The following is a 15,773-nucleotide window of genomic DNA, read 5'->3' on the forward strand; positions in this document are numbered from 1 at the left end:
CATGGCGCGCAACCCGCAACTGAACAAGAACGGCGAACTGCAGCACCTGCTCACCACCGAGGGCCTGCCACGCGACGTGATCACGCGCATCCTCGACACCGCCGAGCCCTTCGCCGGTGTCGCCGAACGCGAGGTGAAGAAGGTGCCGCTGCTGCGCGGCAAGAGCGTGTTCAACCTGTTTTTCGAAAACAGCACGCGCACGCGCACCACGTTCGAAATCGCCGCCAAGCGCCTGTCGGCCGACGTGATCAACCTGAACATCGCGACCAGTTCGACCAACAAGGGCGAAACCCTGCTCGACACGGTGGACAACCTGGCGGCCATGCAGGCCGACATGTTCGTCGTGCGCCACGCCTCGAGCGGCGCGCCCTACCTGATCGCGCAGCACCTCGAAGCGACCGGGCGCGACCACATCCACGTCGTCAATGCCGGCGACGGGCGCCACGCGCACCCGACGCAGGGTCTGCTCGACATGTACACGATCCGCCACTACAAGCGCGACTTCACGCAGCTGTCGGTGGCCATCGTCGGCGACATCCTGCATTCGCGCGTGGCGCGCAGCCAGATCCACGCGCTGACCACGCTGGGCGTGCCCGATCTGCGCGCCATCGCGCCGAAGACGCTGCTGCCGCACGACATCGAGCGCCTCGGCTGTCGCGTCTTCAACGACATGCGCGAAGGCCTGCGCGGCGTCGACGTGGTGATGATGCTGCGCCTGCAGAACGAACGCATGCAGGGTTCGCTGCTGCCCAGCGCACAGGAGTATTTCAAGTTCTTCGGCCTGACCGAGGACAAGCTCGCCGTGGCCAAGCCCGATGCCATCGTGCTGCACCCGGGGCCGATGAACCGCGGCGTCGAGATCGACTCGGCGGTGGCCGACGGTCGCCAGGCGGTCATCCTGCCGCAGGTCACCTTCGGCATTGCGGTGCGCATGGCAGTGATGGCCATGCTGGCCGGAGGAAACGCATGAAGATCCACATCAAGGGCGGCCGGCTGATCGATCCGGCGCAGGACATCGACGCACCGACCGACGTCTACATCGCCGCCGGCAAGGTGGTGGCGCTCGGTACGGCGCCCGACGGCTTTCACGCCAACCGCGTCATCGACGCCAGCGGCCTGGTCGTCGCGCCGGGCCTGATCGACCTCTGCGCGCGGCTGCGCGAGCCCGGCCTCGAATACCGCGCGACGCTGGAGTCGGAAGTCGCGGCCGCAGTCGCCGGTGGCGTCACCAGTCTGGCCTGCCCGCCGGACACCGATCCGGTGCTGGACGAACCCGGCCTGGTCGAAATGCTGAAGCACCGCGCGCGCATGCTGAATCTCGCCCACGTATACCCGCACGGCGCGCTGACCGCCGGCCTGAAGGGCGAGCGGCTGACCGAGATGGGCGAGCTGCACGATGCCGGCTGCATCGCCTTCTCGCAGGCCAACGTACCGGTGGCCGACACCCAGGTGCTGTTCCGTGCGATGCAGTACGCGGCCACCTTCGGCTATACCGTGTGGCTGCAGCCGACCGACATGCATCTGGCGGCCGGCGGTGTTGCGCACGAAGGCGAGGTGGCGGCGCGGCTGGGCCTGACCGGCATTCCGGTGCTGGCGGAAACGCTGGCCATCGGCCAGATGCTGCAGCTGGCGCGCGCCACCGGATGCAAGCTGCATCTGGCGCGCATTTCCAGTCGCGCCGGCCTGATGCTGATCGACCAGGCGCGGCTGGACGGCATGCAGGTGAGCTGCGATGTAGCCATCCACGCGCTGCACCTGTGCGATGTCGACATCGGCTACTTCGATCCGCAGTGCCGCACCGTGCCGCCGCTGCGCGCACAGTTCGACCGCGAAGCGCTGCGTGCCGCGCTGGCCGACGGCCGCATCGACGCGCTGTGCTCGGACCACACGCCGGTCGACGACGACGCCAAGCAGGTGCCCTTCGCCGAAGCCGAGCCGGGCACCACCGGCCTCGAACTGCTGCTGCCGCTGACGCTGGCCTGGGCGCGCGAAATGCGGCTGCCGCTCAAGGTTGCGCTGGCGCGCATCACGGCCGACGCCGCGCGCGTGCTCGGTCTGAACGCCGGCCACCTGCGGGTCGGCGGTGCGGCCGACGTGTGCATCTTCGATCCGGAGGCGCCGGTGCGCATCAGTCGCGAATCGCTGCGCAGCCAGGGCAAGAACACGCCCTATCTGGGCCGCGAGCTGCCGGGCCGTGTCAGCGCGACGCTGGTGTCGGGCCAGGTGGTGTACGAGGCGCCGGCCCGCCATTGAAGGTTTCGGGTGCGGCGTCGAGCCGCACCTCGAATTCGACCGACTGCAGCTGCAGTCCGTGCGCATCCTCCAGCGCCAGCCGGTAACGGCCGGGGCGCGGACTCCACAGTGCGCGCCCCTCGATCGCCGGCAGGCGCTCGTCATTGATCACCCACTGCAGGCCCGGCCACCCCGGCCGCGCCTCCAGCAGCATGGCCTGGCGACCGGCCGGCAGGCCGGCGCTGACCAGCTTCACGCCTGTCGTCGGCTGCACGATGCGCGGCCGGCCGAACAGGTCGCGCACGGTGGCGTCGGCGAAGGCCTGCTGCGTGCCGGGCAGGAAATACTCTTCCCGTTCGGCTTCGATTTCCGGTTCGAAACGCAGGCGCACGCCTTCGAGCCCAGGCGGCGGCGGGGCCGCTTCGGCCGGAATGGGGTCGATGGCGGCGGCGACCGAAAGCCAGGTGGCCGCCACCGGACGTGCCGCGCGCAACGCGATCGTGTAGCGGCGCGTCCAGCCGACCGACCAGTGCGTCGCGCGGTCGCTCGAGCGCCCGTGCATGACGGCGTGCCAGTCGTGTGCGTCCGGCGTCGTGCGCGTGGACAGCAGGTCGCCGACCAGCCACGCCACCGGCGACGCCCACAGTCGCTTGCCGCTGCGATCCACGCCGCGCCATTGCGCCGCCTCCAGCGCCCACGGCGTCCAAACGCCGTCGTTGGCCAGCGTGCGGAAGGCGTTGGCCATGTCGGGCAGGCTGGCACGGCTGCCGTTGGTCGCCGATGCGTCGATGCCGTGCGCACGCAGCGCGGCGGTCAGCGTGTCGTCGCCGATCAGCGCGCGCACGCGCAGTGCCGGAATTTCGGCCGCCTGCGTCAGCGCCGCACGCGTGCTGAGCGGCTGGCCGCTGCCCTGCAGACCAGGGGGCAGCGCCCGGGTGACGAAGTTCGGGCTGTCGTCGAAGACCGACGCCGCGCTGATCCAGCGTTGATCGAGTGCCAGTCCGTATGCGAACGCATGCAGCGTGCTGCCGGCCGGGAGCCGGCGCACCGCGGCGTCGGTGTCGTCCGGACCGCCGGCCCACACCAGTGCCTCGCCGCTCGCGTTGTCGAGTACCACGACGGCGATGTCGGCGCGCTCGCGGCCGAGCGCGTCCAGCGTGCGCCGCTGCAGCCGCGCGTCGAGCGTGGTGGCGCGCTGTTCGCCCGGCTCGCGCAGCAGACGGCGGGCCAGCGGCTGTGCTTCGGTCCAGCGCGGCTCCAGCCGGTAGCGCTGGGTGAGTACCTGATTGGCGAGGGCTCGCAGTTCGGCGCAGGCGGGCGCCGGTTTCAGCTTCTGTGCCACCGCGCAGGCACGCTGCGCGACCCGTTCGGCCGGCGCATTCGGGCCGCGCAGCAGCGCCGCCAGCAGCAGCGCCTCGCGCGCATCGACCGCGTCCGGATCCTTGCCGAACAGGCCGCGGGTCGCGGCCGAAATGCCGCGCAGTTCGCCGCGGAAGGGCGCGAGGTTGAAATAGGCTTCGAGGATCTGCGCCTTGTTCCAGCGGCGCTCGATTTCGCGCGCGGCGGCGGCCTGGTCCCATTTCTGGCCGACGCTGCGGCGCGTGCCCTGCAGACGCAGCGCCGGGTCGATCAGGCCGGCCAGCTGCATGGTCAGCGTCGATGCGCCGCGCGGACGGCGCCCTTCCAGCGTGCGCCACAGATTGTCCCAGGTGGCGCCGGCCAGCGCCGTCCAGTCGACGCCCGAATGTTCGAGAAAGCGCTTGTCCTCGGCCACCAGTAGCGCACGCACCAGCGGCGGCGACAGCGTGCGCGCGCCGACCCAGTCGAGCCGGCGCTCGTCGAAATCGACGCGCACCTCGGCCAGCGGCTGGCCGTAGCGGTCGAGCAGGCGCGCTTCCGACGAGCGCCAGCTGTCGCGTACGGTGTCGAACGAAGGGGCCTGAGCCTGGGCTGCGGGGGTGCCGAGCAGTACGAGACAGGCCAGCGCACGGCGTGCGCGCTTGCCCGTGCTCGCGTTCATCGGCTGACGATGCACGCGCGCGTCAGCTCAACACGCACTCAGCGTGCATTTGTCGCCCGAAGCCTGGCGCTCGACCGTCACCCGCGCCAGCTGAGGCAGCTGCGGGGCGAGCTGCCGCCACAGGTAGTGGCAGAGGTTCTCCAGCGTGGCTGGGCCGATGCCCTCGACCTCGTCGAGGAAGCGGTGGTCCAGTTTCTCCCTGACTTCGGCCAGTGCGGCGCGGAACACCGCCAGATCCAGCAGCATGCCGCTGGCCGGGTCCGGCTCGCCGCGCAGCGTCACCTCGGCGTGATAGGTATGGCCGTGGATGCGCAGGCTGGATTCGGTTTCCACCTTGCGGCGCAGGGTGTGGGCGGCTTCGAAGAAGAAGCGCTGGCTCAGTTCAACAACCATCTCGATACGTCCATCGATACTTCAAAAAGGGGCGGCCACGTCATGCAGTGCGCGCCGCCCCGGAATCTGCGACGGTCACCGTATGCCGACCGCCTTGTGCGTCTGGAAGCTGAGCCGCCAGCGCGGGTGCTGCATGCACCATTCGATCGCCCAGCGGGCGTTGTCGGCCGCCGCGGCATTGTCCATCGGCTGCACCAGGAAGTGCTCGAAATCCCAGCCTTCCATCGCGGCGAGATCGAGGCCGTCCTGCGGCACGACCACTTTCAGTTCCTGACCGCGGCGCTGCACCACCGCGTTGCCGGCTTTCGGGCTGACGCACACCCAGTCCAGTCCTGCCGGTGCTTCCAGCGTGCCATTGGTTTCGACGGCGATTTCGAAGCCGCGCGCGTGCAGCGCGTCGATCAGCGCGGCATCGACCTGCAGCAGCGGTTCGCCGCCGGTCAGCACGACGAAGCGGGCGCCGCCGGCGCCGGTCCAGCTCGCGGCGATGGTGTCGGCCAGAGCGTCGGCTTCGTAGCGGCCGCCCAGCGTGCCGTCGGTACCGACGAAATCGGTGTCGCAGAAGCGGCACTGCGCGGTCGCGCGGTCCTGTTCGCGACCGCTCCACAGGTTGCAGCCGGCGAAGCGGCAGAACACGGCGGCGCGACCGGCGTTCAGCCCCTCGCCCTGCAGCGTGTAGAAGATTTCCTTGACCTGATAAGCCACGACAGATGCCAGTAACGGCGAAAAACACGCTAGGGTATCGCGTTTGAAGGATTTTTCCACCTGATGACCGACGCCACCACCCAGCAGCCTTACGCCGATCTGAACCCGGATACCGTGCTCGACGCACTCGAAGCGGCCGGTTTCGTGGTCGATGGTCGCCTGCTGGCGCTGAACAGCTTCGAAAACCGCGTCTATCAGGTCGGCGTGGACGACGGTCCGCCGGTGATCGCCAAGTTCTACCGGCCGGCGCGCTGGAGCGACGATGCGATCGCCGAGGAACACGCCTTCTGCCGCGAACTGGCCGAGCACGAGATTCCGGTCGTTGCGCCACTCGACCTGCCCGGCGGCGGCACGCTGGCCTGCCACGCCGGCTACCGTTTCGCGGTGTTCCCGCGTCGTGGCGGCCGTGCGCCCGAACTGGACCGCAGCGACACGCTGGAGTGGATAGGCCGTTTCATGGGCCGCATTCACGCGCTCGGTGCGGTGAAACCCTATCAGCACCGGCCGCAGCTCGACATCAGGAGCTTCGGTGACGAACCCGCCGCCTACGTGCTGGATCACGGCTTCGTGCCACCCGAACTGGAGAAGGTGTATCGCGGCGTGGTCGCGCAGGCGCTGGACGGCGTGCGCGCGGCGTTCGAACGCGCCGGCGAGGTGAAGCGCATCCGCACGCACGGCGACTGTCATGTCGGCAACATGCTGTGGGTCGATGGACAGGGGCCGCACTTCGTCGATTTCGACGACAGCCGGATGGCGCCGGCCATCCAGGATCTGTGGATGCTGCTGTCGGGCGACCGCGCCGACCGCGCGCGCCAGCTGGGCGACGTGCTGGCCGGCTACGAGGAATTCTGCGACTTCGATCTGCGCGAACTGCACCTGATCGAAGCGCTGCGTACGCTGCGGCTGATCCACCACAGCGGCTGGATCGCCCGCCGCTGGCAGGATCCGGCCTTCCCGGTGGCCTTTCCGTGGTTCGACACGCCACGCTACTGGGAGGCGCGCATCCTCGAACTGCGCGAACAGATCGCGGTGATGGACGAGGCGCCGCTCTGGCTGTTGCCGGGCATGCGCTGAGACGCAGGCGCTAAGGCACCTGCGAGTAGTGCATGCGCCCGGCGATGCGCGCCGCGTGCGCGGCCAGTCGCGGGCCGAAGGTCTTTTCGTACTTGCGCGGGTTGGGCAGCATGACGGCCAGCCGTGCCGCCTGTTCCGGGCCCAGCTTCGCCGCGGGGATGCGGTAGTAGCGCTGCGCCGCTGCCTCGGCGCCGAACACGCCGTCGCCCCATTCGACCACGTTCAGATAGATTTCCAGAATGCGCTGCTTGTCCATCACCGCCTCCATCATGAAGGTGATCGCGGCCTCCTGCGCCTTGCGCACATAGCTGCGGCTGGGGCTGAGGAAGAGGTTCTTCGCCAGCTGCTGGCTGATGGTCGAGCCGCCGGCCACCGCGCGGCCCTTCTTGCGGTTCTTTTCCATCGCCTTCTGGATGCCTTCCCAGTCGAAGCCCTCGTGATCGACGAAAGCGTCGTCCTCGGCGGCGATGACGGCGCGCTTCAGGTGCACCGAGATGCGCTCGTACGGCACCCACTGGTGGCGCAGCTGCGCGTCCGGCTTGCGCTCGCGCATTTCATCGAGGCGCAGCGACATGAAGCGGGTCTGCGACGGATTGAACTGCGTCCACCACAACAGATGGGCGAACACCCACACCTGATAGGCGAGCACCAGCAGCACGGCACCGGCGAGCAGCCACTTCAGCGTGCGCAGCAGAGAACGCATCGAAGGCTCCGTCTCAGGCCAGCGGCGGCAGCGCGGCGCGCAGCTTCGCGCGCACGGCGGCGGTGTCCGGACGCACGCCGCGCCACAGCGTGAAGGCCTCGGCGGCCTGTTCGACCAGCATGCCCAGACCGTCGGCCAGCCGTGCCGCGCCCTGCTCGCGCGCCTGTTTCAGATAGGCGGTGAGGCCACGGCCATAGACCATGTCGTAAGCCAGGCTGCCAAGCGCATACAGGCCGGAGGGCAGCGGCGGCGCTTCGTCGCTGAGGCTGGCGCTGGTGGCGTTGATCACCACGTCGTAGGGCGCGTCGGCGGCGTCCGCCCAGCCGCCGGCGCGGAGCGCGCCGCGCACGTCGTGGCTGGCGAACTGCGCCTGCAGTGCGCGCGCCTTGTCGGCGGTGCGGTTGGCGATGAACAGCCGGGCGATGCCGGCGTCGAGCAAGGGCAGGATGACGCCGCGCGCCGCGCCGCCGGCGCCCAGCAGCAGCACGCGCGTGCCCGACAGCAGGCAGCCCAGCGTTTCGAGGTCGCCGACCAGTCCGGCGCCGTCGGTGTTGTCGCCCAGCACGTCGTCGCCGAACACGAAGGTGTTCACCGCGCCAGCCAGCCGCGCCCGCTCGGTCAGGCGGTCGGCCAGACGCCAGGCCTCTTCCTTGAACGGCACGGTGATGTTCATGCCGCGCCCGCCGCTCGCCCGGAACGCGGCAACCGCGTCGGCGAAGCCGTCGAGCGGTGCCAGCAGCGCCTCGTAGCTCAGGTCCTGCGCGGTCTGCGCGGCAAAGGCGGCGTGAATGGCCGGCGACTTGCTGTGTGCGATCGGGTTGCCGATGACGGCGTAGCGGTCGGTCATGGGGTATCAGCGTGATTCGAGCTGGTCGCCCTGGGTGAAGCTCCAGGTGCGGGTGATGGACAGGATTTCGTATTCGCGCCGGATGTCCGGCGGGAAGGCGGCGTAGGGGGCGGCCATGCGCACGATGCGGATGGCGGCGTCGTCGAGCACCTTCTGGCCGGACGAGCGGTTCAGGTCGATCTTCTCGATCTCGCCGTCGGCGCGGATTTCCACCGTCAGCGTCAGGTTGCCGTAGAGCTTGCCGCGCGCCGCCGGCGGGTAGTTCAAATTGCCGATGCGTTCGACCTTCTGCCGCCAGTCCTCGATGTACTGCGCGAAGCGGTATTCCTGTGTTCGTGCGCCGACGAATTTCTTGCGCGGCCGCTTGTTGTAGTCGTCGACGTCGCGTGCGATCTCCGCCTCCATCCGCGCCATCGCCATTGCCTTAGCGGCGAGGTCGGCGCCGCTCAGGGCCTGCAGCGGCTGTGGCGACGGGTCGGGCTGCTCCAGCCGTCGTTCTTCCGGACGCAGTTCGGTCTTCGCCTGCAGGTCGGCCAGCAGCTTCTGCTGCTGCGCCTCCATCTCCTGCACGCGGCGCTGCGTCTCGACCAGCTGGTCGCCGGCCTTGTCGCGCCGGCTGGCCGGCAGCGGCGTCTTCGCACGACGGTCCTGGTCGGTGTTGCCGCCGCCGTCGAGATTGGCCTGCGCCAGCGCCTGCGGATCGACCGGCTTCTGCTTGCTGCGCGCATTGACCAGCACCACTTCGAGCGGCTGGTCCTTCGCCTTCTGCTTCGGTTTCAGGTCGGGCGCGAAGTTGATCGCCAGCACGAAGGCGTGGATCAGGATGGACAGCGCGATGCCCAGGGCCAGCGGCGGAACACCGGCCGGCGCCGCCGACACCACGGCGCTGGCGCCCGATGGTGCGGAAGCAGCGGCAGCATGGGTGCGGGAACGGACGGCAGCGCTTTTCTTCGACATGGCGCGGGATTTTACAGGTGGGCGGTGAAATACCGCCGCCCGCGCGCGAATCTGCGCCGAAGGCGGACCGGAGCCGTCATCGACGTCGCCTATACTCGGGCGCCTGACCTGTTTCGCTGCACTGCAACTTCATGGATCTGCTGCTGATCAAGGCCGTCATCCTCGGCATACTCGAAGGGCTCACCGAATTCCTGCCGATCTCGAGCACCGGCCACCTCATCATCGCCGGCAGCCTGCTCGGCTACACCGACGAAACCAGCCGGGTGTTCAAGATCGTCATCCAGCTCGCCGCCATCCTCGCGATCTGCTGGGAATACCGGCGCAAGCTGATCGACGTGACCGCCGGTCTGGGGCGCGAACCGGCCGCCAACCGCTTCGTGCTGCACGTGCTGGTCGCCTTCATGCCGGCCGCCGTGCTGGGCTTCCTGTTCCACGGCATCATCAAGACCTATCTGTTCAACCCGCTCACCGTGGCCGGCGCGCTGATCGTCGGCGGCGTCATCATCCTGGTGATCGAGCGGCGCAATCACACGCCGCGCTGCGAAACCACCGACGACCTCGACTGGCGGGCTGCGCTGAAGGTGGGTTTCGCGCAGGCCATCGCGATGTTCCCCGGTGTGTCGCGCTCGGGGGCGACCATCATGGGCGGTCTGGTGTTCGGTCTGTCGCGCCGCGCCGCCACCGAATTCAGCTTCTTCCTCGCCATCCCGACGATGATCGCGGCGACGGCTTACGACGTGTACAAGAACTGGGCGCTGCTGCGCGTCGAGGACCTGCCGGTGTTCGCCGCCGGCTTCGTGTCCTCCTTCCTCGCCGCCTTCTTCAGCGTGCGCTGGCTGCTGCGCTACATTTCCAGTCATACCTTCGAGCTGTTCGCCTGGTACCGCATCGTGTTCGGGCTGTTCGTGCTGGCGAGCGCCTGGTTCGGCTGGGTGGACTGGGCGGATCACTGATGCAGAAACTGCTGTACTTTCACGGCTTCCGTTCCGGGCCGCAGTCGGTCAAGGCGCAGCAGTTGCGCGCGCACCTGGCCCGGCAGGGGCGGGCCGGCGATCTGTGGTGCGAGCAGCTGCCGCCGGGGCCGGTGGACGCCATCGCGCTGATCGAATCGGTGCTGCGGCCTGCTCTGGAAGGGGGCGCCGAGGTGGCGCTTGCCGGCTCGTCGCTGGGCGGCTTCTACGCGCTGCATCTGGCGGAGAGATACGGCCTGCGTGCCGCGCTGATCAATCCCGCCGTGGTCGCACCGCTGTCGCTCGGCGACTACGTCGGTGAGCACACGCATATGTATACCGGCGACAGCTTCCGTTTCGAACAGCGGCACGTCGATGAACTGCGCGCACTCGACGTGGCCGCGGTGACGCGGCCGGAGCGCTATCTGCTGCTGCTGGAAACCGGCGACGAGGTGCTGGACTGGTGGCAGGCGGTGCTCAAGCTGCGCGGCGCCAACATGATTGTTCATGCCGGCGGCGATCACAGCCTGCAGAGCTTCGCCGCCGAGTTGCCCCGCATCACCGGCTTCCTGCTGCCGGAACGCTGAGCCGGGCGAGCGACGCGGGTCAGCGGAAGTCGCTGACGCGGAAGCGGGCGAGGTCGAAGTTGGTGCCGCGCTCGATCAGTTCGACCGGGTCGAGCCGCACGTGGCGGCCGTTGATCGACGCGTGCAGCGGGTACTCGGCGGAATAGCCGGTGCCGTTGATGGCCAGGCGCACCACCGCGCCGCTGACCGGATCATCGAGCGCTACGGCTTCGCCGCTCTGTCTTTCCGAGAACACTTCGAGCGGGCGTGCGGTCGTCGACAGCGTTTCGATGCCCACCGTGCCGCGCGCATCGCGCCCGCGCAGGTAGCGGCGCACGACGCCGACCAGCCAGTTGTCGCCGCCCGAGGGCTGCATGCCGACCAGCGAACCGACGCGCACCCACTCCGCACTGGCGGTGGGCGCGGTGGCGCCGATGCTGGCGTCCGACATTTCCCAGCGGTAGATCACCGCCTCGTCACGCGCGCCGCGCAGCACGTGATGCAGGTGCTTGATGCCGTTGGCCACCGCCAGCGCGCCGCCGAGCGAGTGGCGACGGTACTGCCGGGTCGGTGGGTCGAGCGCCCAGTTCATGGCCAGATGGCGCAGCAGCTTGGCCAGCTGGTCGCGCTCGGGCATGTCGTCGAGACTGAGTGCGTCCGGCAGGTCGCCGCCCTCGACGCGACGGGCCAGCGCCAGCGCCGCGTCGGCGGCGGCGATGCCGGAGAAGTAGCGGATGCCGTCGACCTGCTGCGGCGCGCGCACCAGACGCAGCGGCGGCGCCGGCTGGTTGGCGTCGAGCCAGTGCGTGCTGCCGCGCTCGATGGTCGGCGACATCGAGTAGCGCGCGGCGAAATAGCCGGTCAGCTGTTCAGCCAGACGGACACTGTCCGGCACCAGACCTTCGGGCGCGGCCACGTGCAGCGCGATCAGTCGCAGATATTCGCGCTCGACCGAGGTCGGCACCTCGTCGGCCGCATTGACCACCTCGCGCGCCTCGGCGCCGGAGGCCTGCGCCAGCAGATAGGCCTGTCCGGCCACCTGCCACAGTCCGGCGTCGACCGGACCGTTGTGATAGACGTCCCACTTGAAGCGCTGGCGGCAGGCGCGCACCGTGCGCGACGCGAGCCGCGACAGGCCGCTCAGTACCGACGCGTGCGTCGGGTCGGAAATGTAGCGATCGAGCGCCACTTCGTAGGCGGACGACAGGATGGACCAGAAGTCGCGGCCGGTGCGCCACACCACGTCCTTACCTTCCGGATCGTCGGCGTAGATCTGGTCGAGCTTGCGCAGGTGAGGCTGGGCGCTGGAATCGAACTGGTAGAGCAGATTGACGTGATGCGCCAGGTCGATATTGGTGGCATCGCCGACCGATTCGACCCAGCCGGTCAGTTCGTTGATGGCCAGATCCGGCTGGGCGGCGGCGATTTCGGCCAGCACGCGACGAAGCTCGGCCGGATTGCCGAGCACGCTTGCCGGGGATGAAGAGAACACGCCGAACATACCTGCCACCTCCGCCACTCAGGGCTGTCCCTGACTGACACCTGTATGAATGTTTTGTGCCGCGCGGCGATCCGCTGCCGCCGCGTCACGGGATGGCCGACCGTACTGGTCTAGAATCCCGACCCTGTAGCGTAACGCGACTGCGCAAACTTTGCCATGCAGCAATATCTCGATCTCATGCGACACGTGCTGGAACACGGCACGGTCAAGACTGACCGCACCGGCACCGGCACCCGTTCGGTGTTCGGCTGGCAGATGCGGTTCGACCTCGCGCAGGGCTTTCCGGTGCTGACCACCAAGAAACTGCACCTGCGTTCCATCATCGTCGAACTGCTGTGGTTCCTGCGCGGCGACACCAATATCGCCTGGCTGAAGGAACACGGCGTCAGCATCTGGGACGAATGGGCCGACGAAAACGGTGACCTCGGCCCGGTCTACGGCGCCCAGTGGCGCAGCTGGCCGACGCCGGACGGCCGCCACATCGACCAGATCAGCGAACTGCTGGCGGGCCTGCGCAACAACCCCGACTCGCGCCGGCACATCGTCAGTGCATGGAATCCGGCGGAAATACCGTCGATGAAGCTGCCGCCCTGCCACGCACTGTTCCAGTTCTACGTTGCGGACGGGCGATTGTCCTGCCAGCTGTACCAGCGCAGCGCAGACATATTTCTCGGAGTGCCCTTCAATATCGCGAGTTATGCGCTGCTGACGATGATGGTGGCGCAGGTGTGCGGCCTCAAGCCGGGCGAATTCGTCCATACGCTGGGCGACGCCCACCTCTACTCGAACCATCTGGAACAGGCGCAGCTGCAGCTTACGCGCACGCCGCGGCCGCTGCCGACGATGTGGATCAACCCCGAAGTAAGCGATCTGTTCGCCTTCCGCCCGGAAGATTTCCGGCTCGATGGCTACGATCCGTGGCCGCATATCCCGGCGCCGGTGGCCGTATGAAGCTGTCGCTGATCGCCGCACTGGCCGCCAACGGCATGATAGGCCGCGACAACGGCATGCCCTGGCACCTGCCGGAAGACCTGAAGCGCTTCCGCGCGCTGACCATGGGCCACCCCATCATCATGGGGCGCAAGACCTGGGACTCGCTGGGCCGGCCGCTGCCCGGGCGCACCAGCATCGTGGTGAGCCGGCAGGACGGGCTGGACATCGCTGGCGCGCGGGTGGTGCCGTCGCTCGATGCGGCGGTCGAACTGGCGGCAACGGTGGAGGGCGGCGACGAAGCTTTCGTGATCGGCGGCGCGCAGCTGTATGCGCTCGCGCTGCCGCGGGTCGATCGCCTGCTGCTGACCGAAATTGCCGACGCGTTCGATGGCGACACGCGCTTCCCCGACTACGACCGCAGTGTCTGGCAGGAAACGGCACGCGAAGAGGCGGTCAGCGCGGGTGGCCTGCGCTACGCCTTCGTCGATTACGCGCGCCGCGCGGCGCAGCCGCGGTAGGCGGTTATACCTCAGCGGTCTTGGTCAGTCGCGCACGCAGTCGACCGCGTAATCCAGTGCTTCGCCCTCGCCGGTGCCGACCAGACCGTGGATGTCGGTTTCGAAGCCGGGGAAGGCGCGGTTGAACTCCCGCGCGAAGCGCAGGTAATTGACGATGGTGCGGTTGAAGCGCTCACCCGGAATCAGCAGCGGGATGCCCGGCGGATAGGGCGTCAGCAGCACGCTGGTGATGCGGCCTTCCAGTTCGTCGATGGCCACGCGGTCGATCTCGCGGTGGGCCATGCGCGCCCAGGCGTCGGCCGGCTTCATCGCCGGTTCCATCGGCGACAGATACATTTCCGTGGTCAGGCGCGCGATGTCGTGCTTCTTGTACATCTCGTGGATGCGCACGCACAGGTCGCGCAGGCCGACCCGCTCGTAGCGCGGGTGGGCGGCGACGAACTCGGGCATCACGCGCCACAGCGGCTGGTTGTTGTCGTAGTCGTCCTTGAACTGCTGCAGCTCGGTCACCATGGTGTTCCAGCGGCCCTTGGTGATGCCGATCGTGAACATGATGAAGAAGCTGTACAGGCCGGTCTTCTCGACGATGATGCCGTGCTCTGACAGGTAGCGCGTCAGGATGCCGGCCGGGATGCCCCAGTCGGCGAAGTCGCCGTCGACGTCCAGGCCCGGGGTGATCACCGTGGCCTTGATCGGGTCCAGCATGTTGAAGCCATCGGCCAGATCGCCGAAGCCGTGCCAGCGCTCGCCGGCGCGCAGCGTCCAGTCCTCGCGCGTGCCCAGGCCCTCGTCGGCCAGATGGTCGGGGCCCCACACCTTGAACCACCAGTCGGCGCCGAACTCCGCATCCACCTTGCGCATCGCGCGACGGAACTCGACCGCCTCGGCCAGCGATTCCTCGACCAGTGCGGTGCCGCCCGGCGGCTCCATCATCGCCGCCGCCACGTCGCACGAGGCGATGATGGCGTACTGCGGGCTGGTCGAGGTGTGCATCAGGTAGGCCTCGTTGAACACGTCGCGGTCGAGCGAACGGGTCTGCGAGTCCTGCACCAGGATCTGCGAAGCCTGCGACAGGCCGGCCAGCAGCTTGTGCGTCGACTGCGTCGAGAAAATCATCGACTCCTTGCAGCGCGGCCGGCCTTCGCCGATCGCGTGGTAGTCGCCGTAGAAGTCGTGGAAGGCGGCGTGCGGCAGCCAGGCTTCGTCGAAGTGCAGGGTGTCGATCTCGCCGTCCAGCACATCCTTGATCGCCTCGACGTTGTACAGCACGCCGTCGTAGGTCGATTGCGTGATGGTCAGGATGCGCGGCTTCTTGTTCACCGCCTCGCGCGCGAACGGATTGGCTTCGATCTTGGCGCGGATCACGTCGGGGCTGAACTCTGACTGCGGGATCGGACCGATGATGCCGTAGTGGTTGCGCGTCGGCGTCAGGAAGACCGGAATGGCGCCGGTCATGATGATCGAGTGCAGGATGGACTTGTGGCAGTTGCGGTCCACGACGACGATGTCGCCCGGCGCCACGGTCGAGTGCCACACCATCTTGTTCGACGTCGACGTGCCATTGGTGACGAAGTACAGATGGTCGGAATGGAAGATGCGCGCTGCGTTGCGCTCCGACGCCGCGACCGGGCCGGTGTGATCGAGCAGCTGACCCAGTTCCTCGACCGCGTTGCAGACGTCGGCGCGCAGCATGTTCTCGCCGAAGAACTGGTGGAACATGCGGCCGACCGGGCTCTTCAGGAAGGCCACGCCGCCGGAGTGGCCGGGGCAGTGCCACGAGTAGGAACCGTCCTGCGCGTAATGCACGAGCGCACGGAAGAAGGGCGGCGGCAGCGAATCGAGGTAGGCGCGCGCCTCGCGCACGATGTAGCGGGCGACGAACTCCGGCGTGTCCTCGAACATGTGGATGAAGCCGTGCAGTTCGCGCAGGATGTCGTTCGGGATGTGGCGCGTGGTGCGCGTCTCGCCGTACAGGAAGATCGGGATGTCGGCGTTGCGGCGGCGGATTTCGGCGACGAAATCGCGCAGATTGGTCAGCACCGCCTCGATCTCGGCTTCGCTGCCGCTGCCGAATTCCTCGTCGTCGATCGACAGGATGAAGGTCGAGGCCCGGCTCTGCTGCTGCGCGAACGAAGTCAGATCACCGTAGCTGGTGACGCCCAGCACGCCCGGACCTTCCTTCTCGATCGCTTCGGCCAGTGCGCGTATGCCCAGACCGGAGGCGTTTTCCGAGCGGAAGTCCTCGTCGATGATGATGATCGGAAACTCGAAGCGCATGGCACCCAACCTTCAAAGTAAAAGAGGGCACCCGACTCGGCGCCCCCGGACTGCAGCAGGACTGCAGGCTTGAAGCGCGCGATGGTATCAGTTCGAG

At 68.2% G+C, this 15,773-nt stretch carries 15 protein-coding genes; 7 read left to right on the forward strand and 8 right to left on the reverse strand.

All coding sequences use genetic code 11. The features are described 5' to 3' along the window. Position 1 precedes the first annotated feature (1 nt). A complete protein-coding gene (locus tag WDZ97_RS16265; protein ID WP_341422749.1) occupies positions 2-970 on the forward strand; it encodes an aspartate carbamoyltransferase catalytic subunit in 969 nt (322 codons plus the stop codon). After that, on the forward strand, positions 967-2,253 hold the full coding sequence (locus WDZ97_RS16270) for a dihydroorotase (RefSeq protein WP_425763430.1): 1,287 nt from the start codon (positions 967-969) through the stop codon (positions 2,251-2,253). The genes WDZ97_RS16265 and WDZ97_RS16270 overlap by 4 nt, the downstream gene beginning before the upstream one ends. On the opposite strand, the gene WDZ97_RS16275 is transcribed toward WDZ97_RS16270, so the two are convergent. The 3 genes from WDZ97_RS16275 to queE all read right to left on the reverse strand — a co-directional run bounded on the left by WDZ97_RS16275 (position 2,198) and on the right by queE (position 5,350). Next, positions 2,198-4,252: a transglycosylase domain-containing protein gene (locus WDZ97_RS16275; protein ID WP_425763431.1), complete on the reverse strand. Its 2,055-nt coding sequence runs from the start codon at positions 4,250-4,252 to the stop codon at positions 2,198-2,200. The genes WDZ97_RS16270 and WDZ97_RS16275 overlap by 56 nt on opposite strands. A gap of 27 nt (positions 4,253-4,279) precedes the next feature. After that, positions 4,280-4,645 (reverse strand): 6-pyruvoyl trahydropterin synthase family protein, encoded by a 366-nt coding sequence (locus WDZ97_RS16280; RefSeq protein ID WP_020162926.1) that lies wholly within the window; start codon positions 4,643-4,645, stop codon positions 4,280-4,282. Between the two features lie 75 nt (positions 4,646-4,720). Then, entirely contained in the window at positions 4,721-5,350 is a 630-nt protein-coding gene (queE, locus tag WDZ97_RS16285; protein ID WP_425763432.1) for a 7-carboxy-7-deazaguanine synthase, read from the reverse strand. A 63-nt stretch (positions 5,351-5,413) separates the two neighbouring features. Here queE and WDZ97_RS16290 point away from each other — a divergent pair, with 63 nt between their 5' ends. Next, entirely contained in the window at positions 5,414-6,424 is a 1,011-nt protein-coding gene (locus WDZ97_RS16290; protein ID WP_425763433.1) for a serine/threonine protein kinase, read from the forward strand. A 10-nt stretch (positions 6,425-6,434) separates the two neighbouring features. Here the strand turns inward: WDZ97_RS16290 and mtgA are convergent, their stop codons facing one another. Genes mtgA through WDZ97_RS16305 form a run of 3 tightly spaced genes read right to left on the reverse strand, consistent with a single transcriptional unit; the run spans position 6,435 to position 8,856 of the window. Then, on the reverse strand, positions 6,435-7,127 hold the full coding sequence (gene mtgA, locus WDZ97_RS16295; RefSeq protein ID WP_425763434.1) for a monofunctional biosynthetic peptidoglycan transglycosylase: 693 nt from the start codon (positions 7,125-7,127) through the stop codon (positions 6,435-6,437). A gap of 13 nt (positions 7,128-7,140) precedes the next feature. After that, positions 7,141-7,974 carry a shikimate dehydrogenase gene (gene aroE, locus WDZ97_RS16300; RefSeq protein WP_425763435.1) on the reverse strand — a complete coding sequence of 278 codons (834 nt, stop codon included), beginning with the start codon at positions 7,972-7,974 and terminating at the stop codon, positions 7,141-7,143. A 6-nt stretch (positions 7,975-7,980) separates the two neighbouring features. Continuing rightward, a complete protein-coding gene (locus tag WDZ97_RS16305; RefSeq protein WP_368500651.1) occupies positions 7,981-8,856 on the reverse strand; it encodes an energy transducer TonB in 876 nt (291 codons plus the stop codon). Positions 8,857-9,062: 206 nt separating this feature from the next. On the opposite strand from WDZ97_RS16305, the gene WDZ97_RS16310 reads away from it, so the two are divergent. Further along, entirely contained in the window at positions 9,063-9,884 is an 822-nt protein-coding gene (locus WDZ97_RS16310; protein WP_425763436.1) for an undecaprenyl-diphosphate phosphatase, read from the forward strand. Beyond that, positions 9,884-10,468 carry a YqiA/YcfP family alpha/beta fold hydrolase gene (locus WDZ97_RS16315; RefSeq protein WP_425763437.1) on the forward strand — a complete coding sequence of 195 codons (585 nt, stop codon included), beginning with the start codon at positions 9,884-9,886 and terminating at the stop codon, positions 10,466-10,468. The genes WDZ97_RS16310 and WDZ97_RS16315 overlap by 1 nt, the downstream gene beginning before the upstream one ends. 19 nt (positions 10,469-10,487) lie before the next feature. On the opposite strand, the gene WDZ97_RS16320 is transcribed toward WDZ97_RS16315, so the two are convergent. Continuing rightward, a complete protein-coding gene (locus tag WDZ97_RS16320; protein WP_425763438.1) occupies positions 10,488-11,948 on the reverse strand; it encodes a hypothetical protein in 1,461 nt (486 codons plus the stop codon). 156 nt (positions 11,949-12,104) lie between these two features. Here WDZ97_RS16320 and WDZ97_RS16325 point away from each other — a divergent pair, with 156 nt between their 5' ends. Both WDZ97_RS16325 and WDZ97_RS16330 read left to right on the forward strand, forming a co-directional pair. After that, positions 12,105-12,899: a thymidylate synthase gene (locus WDZ97_RS16325; RefSeq protein WP_425763439.1), complete on the forward strand. Its 795-nt coding sequence runs from the start codon at positions 12,105-12,107 to the stop codon at positions 12,897-12,899. Next, entirely contained in the window at positions 12,896-13,399 is a 504-nt protein-coding gene (locus WDZ97_RS16330) for a dihydrofolate reductase (RefSeq protein ID WP_425763661.1), read from the forward strand. Before WDZ97_RS16325 ends, WDZ97_RS16330 begins: the two co-directional genes overlap by 4 nt. Positions 13,400-13,423: 24 nt before the next feature. On the opposite strand, the gene WDZ97_RS16335 is transcribed toward WDZ97_RS16330, so the two are convergent. Then, positions 13,424-15,676 (reverse strand): arginine/lysine/ornithine decarboxylase, encoded by a 2,253-nt coding sequence (locus WDZ97_RS16335; protein ID WP_341422743.1) that lies wholly within the window; start codon positions 15,674-15,676, stop codon positions 13,424-13,426. Positions 15,677-15,773 lie beyond the last annotated feature (97 nt).

This window comes from Methyloversatilis sp. MC4-4 (assembly GCF_049843555.1).
Classification (GTDB): Bacteria; Pseudomonadota; Gammaproteobacteria; order Burkholderiales; family Rhodocyclaceae; genus Methyloversatilis; species Methyloversatilis discipulorum_B.

Bases quoted from the DNA above. Each gene is read 5' to 3' on its own strand.
- WDZ97_RS16265 (WP_341422749.1), top strand. From the start codon at position 2: ATGGCGCGCAACCCGCAACTGAACAAGAACGGCGAACTGCAGCACCTG.
- WDZ97_RS16270 (WP_425763430.1), top strand. From the start codon at position 967: ATGAAGATCCACATCAAGGGCGGCCGGCTGATCGATCCGGCGCAGGAC.
- WDZ97_RS16275 (WP_425763431.1), bottom strand. From the start codon at position 4,252: ATGAACGCGAGCACGGGCAAGCGCGCACGCCGTGCGCTGGCCTGTCTC.
- WDZ97_RS16280 (WP_020162926.1), bottom strand. From the start codon at position 4,645: ATGGTTGTTGAACTGAGCCAGCGCTTCTTCTTCGAAGCCGCCCACACC.
- WDZ97_RS16290 (WP_425763433.1), top strand. From the start codon at position 5,414: ATGACCGACGCCACCACCCAGCAGCCTTACGCCGATCTGAACCCGGAT.
- mtgA (WP_425763434.1), bottom strand. From the start codon at position 7,127: ATGCGTTCTCTGCTGCGCACGCTGAAGTGGCTGCTCGCCGGTGCCGTG.
- aroE (WP_425763435.1), bottom strand. From the start codon at position 7,974: ATGACCGACCGCTACGCCGTCATCGGCAACCCGATCGCACACAGCAAG.
- WDZ97_RS16310 (WP_425763436.1), top strand. From the start codon at position 9,063: ATGGATCTGCTGCTGATCAAGGCCGTCATCCTCGGCATACTCGAAGGG.
- WDZ97_RS16315 (WP_425763437.1), top strand. From the start codon at position 9,884: ATGCAGAAACTGCTGTACTTTCACGGCTTCCGTTCCGGGCCGCAGTCG.
- WDZ97_RS16320 (WP_425763438.1), bottom strand. From the start codon at position 11,948: ATGTTCGGCGTGTTCTCTTCATCCCCGGCAAGCGTGCTCGGCAATCCG.
- WDZ97_RS16325 (WP_425763439.1), top strand. From the start codon at position 12,105: ATGCAGCAATATCTCGATCTCATGCGACACGTGCTGGAACACGGCACG.
- WDZ97_RS16330 (WP_425763661.1), top strand. From the start codon at position 12,896: ATGAAGCTGTCGCTGATCGCCGCACTGGCCGCCAACGGCATGATAGGC.
- WDZ97_RS16335 (WP_341422743.1), bottom strand. From the start codon at position 15,676: ATGCGCTTCGAGTTTCCGATCATCATCATCGACGAGGACTTCCGCTCG.